Origin of the sequence: Lactococcus sp. dk101 (assembly GCF_009601055.1) — a bacterium.
In the GTDB taxonomy this organism is placed as follows: domain Bacteria; phylum Bacillota; class Bacilli; order Lactobacillales; family Streptococcaceae; genus Lactococcus.
Genome location: NZ_WITI01000030.1, coordinates 1 through 3,106 on the forward strand (window position 1 = coordinate 1; position 3,106 = coordinate 3,106).

At 30.9% G+C, this 3,106-nt stretch carries 3 protein-coding genes; all 3 read left to right on the plus strand.

Annotation, left to right across the window (positions count from 1 at the left end; all coding sequences use genetic code 11):
* Positions 1-175 precede the first annotated feature (175 nt).
* The 3 genes from GHI45_RS11155 (at position 176) to GHI45_RS11165 (ending at position 2,901) form a co-directional block, all read left to right on the plus strand.
* Positions 176-1,141, plus strand: a complete 966-nt coding sequence (locus GHI45_RS11155) for a protein rep (RefSeq protein WP_147806297.1) — start codon at positions 176-178, stop codon at positions 1,139-1,141.
* A gap of 1,108 nt (positions 1,142-2,249) precedes the next feature.
* Complete coding sequence (locus GHI45_RS11160) at positions 2,250-2,729, plus strand: hypothetical protein (RefSeq protein ID WP_147806298.1); 480 nt, start codon at positions 2,250-2,252, stop codon at positions 2,727-2,729.
* A 10-nt stretch (positions 2,730-2,739) separates the two neighbouring features.
* Positions 2,740-2,901 (plus strand): hypothetical protein, encoded by a 162-nt coding sequence (locus GHI45_RS11165; protein WP_153497457.1) that lies wholly within the window; start codon positions 2,740-2,742, stop codon positions 2,899-2,901.
* Positions 2,902-3,106: the final 205 nt, after the last annotated feature.

The window sequence follows — 3,106 nt, forward strand, 5'->3', positions numbered from 1 at the left end:
AAAAAAAAAACTCGACTAAACCAGTTTTTATATGGCTTTGTTGAGTTTTTTAGGGTTGAAAATAAAAAAACAAAAACTTCTCTTTTTGTGTTATAATATTTTTACGCAAACAAAAATAAAATTACAAAGGAGAAGTCTCGTTTTTTTTCAATCGATTTGAGACAATTATAACAATTTGGAAACTAAAAATCAAGACTTGCATATTTTGCAAGATAAAAATAAAAAAGGTAAAGATAGAAATTGGCAAGGAAGAAAAATTTCAAATTTGAAACTTGCTGATGGATATAAAAAATTAAAATACAATAGCAACATGGTTCAAAATGTTTCTCAATGTGCGGAAGTATTAACTTTTTTATTGCAACCTAACGGCTCTTTGAAATTAAACCAAACATGGTTTTGCAAAAATAAACTATGTCCGATTTGTAACTGGAGAAGGTCTATGAAATATTCGTACCAAACTTCTTGCATTGTCGAAAAAGCAATGGAAAAAGAACCGAAGGGCAGATTTTTGTTTTTGACTTTAACGATTAAAAATGTTCCAGGTAATGAGTTGAATCAAGCAATGTCTGATTTGACAAAATCATTTGACCGTTTATTTAAAAGAACTAAAGTAAAGAAAAATCTGATTGGTTTTTTGAGGGCAACTGAAGTAACTGTTGAAGAAAAAAGAAAAGGATACTACCACCCACATCTTCATGTTTTGATGATGATGAGTTCTAATTATTTTAAAAACTATGAAAACTATATCAATCAAAAGGAATGGACAAGCTTCTGGGAAAAATCTGCAAAATTAGATTATACTCCAGTCGTAAATATCAAGGCAGTTAAAAACAAAGACACAAATATTTTTGACAAGCAAGGACTTAAAAAGTCTATTCTTGAAACTTCAAAATATCCTGTTAAGCCAATTCAATTTGATGAAAAAAATTTAAAAGTAGTTGATGATTTGTATAAAGGTTTGTATCGAAAACGACAATTATCGTATGGCGGATTGTTCAAAGAAATAAAATCAGAACTGAAATTTGATGATGTTGAAACTGGAGATTTGATTAAAGTTGATGAGGATACTGGAGAAATTTCTGAGGGTACAAAAATAATTGCTGCTTGGGATTGGCAAAGAAAAAATTATTTTATTAAATAATTTTAACTGAATAATGTTATAATTTATTTAAATTAAAAGTCGTTTTTTCTCAGCCGTAAAAACAGGAGAATATTCAAACGGTGTTTCCTCAGCCGAAAAATAAGGAGATATTCAAACGGTGATTCTCAGCCGAAAATGGAGAGACTTTAAAAGAAAAAATAGAACCGCAAGGTTCTTTTTTTGTTTTTGGGTTTTATTTTTTTGAAAGTTCACGAGAGTGATCTTGAGAAAAAAAGGAAAAATTGGATTGCTTGGCAATCTATTTTTTTGCTTTTTGGGATTTTGATTTTCGCATGAAGCGAAATGAAAAATCTTGCTTTTTGGTTTTTGGGCGATAGCCCAGTCGGTCAGAATGACCGAGAGCCAACTGCTAAGTTTCGTCAGACAGACCGCGTATTTTTGCACACGTAGTGTCAAAAGTACAAAAGCGTTACCTTTTGACAAAAGGTAACGAAAATCAATATATAAAAATTGACATTTAATTTAATTTTTTCTCATATACCAACTAATAGAAAACTAAAATTTAGCACATTATTAAATTTTTCTCATTTTCAAACACTAAAAGGAAACTAAAGGGGGTTGGTATTAAAGGATTTTAAAACTAAAATTACACTAAAATATTAGAAAATTTTGACCCCACCTAAAAACAAGTCGCACTGCGACTTCTAGCACAAAGTGATAGCAGTTTCCCTTATGCTCTTACAAAAAATTAGCAAAGAAAAATGAGAAATGAGAAGAAGATTATAAAAGATTGTTTTATATCCACTTTAAAAAAATACGTTCAGAAGCGCCCTAAAATCAGTTTAAGCGAATTTTTCACTTTGTAAGCAAAATACTCTTCATAAATCTGGAAAGGGGCTTAAAATTGAAAATACGCCTCTCTACGTATCCGCAACCGGAGGGCGCTAGCATTTATTAGCAAATGCGTAACAAAATAAAAAATAGAAGTGTACAAGCGGAGCGACAAAGTGCGTTAGCAGGGAGTAAAAATGAGTTGTCAAAATAAAGCGTTCTGAAAAGAGAACGCTTAAAAATATAGACTCTTATTCTGATAAAATTAATTTATAGACATAGTCAAAGATACATTCATTAGCAAAGGAGACTTCTTATGAATTCAAAAAAAACAATAATTAGTAGTATGGTCGCTATAACACTATTCACAGGAGTTTCTCCTGTACTTGCAGCAGTAGAAACTCAAAAAAATACACAATCAAATGAAGCTGAAAATAGAGTTCCAGTTCCTAACGGAAATGAAGTAAAGCGTTCAGATGTAAATATTAAAGATATTTATTTAATTGACGGTGAAGCTTACGACAAGTATGGTAATCTTATAGTTGATGAATTAGGACGGCCAATGGCAAGAGGTAAATTAAGCTGGGCTGTCAAAGCTATCAGAAAAGGATATAGTAAAGTTCCAGCACCTATTCGAGGATTTATTAATAAATACGGTGGATTGGAAACTATTTTAGGGGTTGTCGACCATTTCACAGGAGCAGTTGAAACTGCAATATATAAAGCTTGTAAAGCAGTAAAAATGCCGGATTGGATGGCTTGGGCAGTTTCGAAAGCATTAACACTCTTGATTTAGGAGACGACAAATGAAAATAATTTTATATGTTTTGTTACTGTTGATGGCAATATCGAATATTTATTTTAAAATACAAGAAGGTCTATCGTTGAAAAGCATAGCTCCTTTACTAGTTGCAGTGGCAATGATTGTATTTTCTTCTGAAAAAATTTGGCAGATTATAAAGAAATAAAAAGGCACGAAATGTGCCTTTTTTTCAGGGCTCGAAGAGCCCTTTTCTTCTCTTGATAATATATAGAAATAACTCACGAAAAAAAAAACTCGACTAAACCAGTTTTTATATGGCTTTGTTGAGTTTTTTAGGGTTGAAAATAAAAAAACAAAAACTTCTCTTTTTGTGTTATAATATTTTTACGCAAACAAAAATAAAATTACAA

Coding starts and splice junctions, on each gene's coding strand:
- GHI45_RS11165 (WP_153497457.1), top strand. CDS start 2,740: ATGAAAATAATTTTATATGTTTTGTTACTGTTGATGGCAATATCGAAT.
- GHI45_RS11160 (WP_147806298.1), top strand. CDS start 2,250: ATGAATTCAAAAAAAACAATAATTAGTAGTATGGTCGCTATAACACTA.